Source organism: Delftia sp. ZNC0008, from assembly GCF_000799035.1.
GTDB lineage: Bacteria > Pseudomonadota > Gammaproteobacteria > Burkholderiales > Burkholderiaceae_C > Comamonas > Comamonas tsuruhatensis.
The window spans coordinates 1-349 of record NZ_JTKZ01000490.1 but is presented as its reverse complement, the minus strand read 5'-3'; the positions used below and the strand labels follow the sequence as shown (position 1 = coordinate 349).

General features: G+C 63.9%; 1 pseudogene. It reads right to left on the bottom strand.

Features of this window, described 5'->3' with window-relative positions:
• Window positions 1–94: 94 nt before the first annotated feature.
• Window positions 95–349: pseudogene (locus L995_RS33860) on the bottom strand (VOC family protein); the annotation flags it as partial.

The window sequence follows — 349 nt, the reverse complement described above, 5'->3', positions numbered from 1 at the left end:
CCACCAGCTCCTGGCCGGACCGCACGCCCAGGGCCGGCCGGCCCTGGGCATTTCTGAAGGCAATGATTCGCATGGAAATACTCCGTTGAAAGCGTCAAGCGCAAGGCTCGTGGTTGGTAATGAAATCCTCAGGAAGCGCCGGTCCCCAGACATACAGCGCATCCTCCGGTGAGTGGTCGGCGGCTGGCCACAGGCTGCCCGCCGGCACGAAATCTATGTCGAACGAGTATTCGGCATAGCTTCCCCAGGGGTCGCGCACATAGTGGAAATAGTTGGAGCCCAGCACATGGCGCCCCAAGCCCCAGCCCTTGTCGTAGCCGGCCCCGCGCATCTGCTCGGCGCCGCAGCC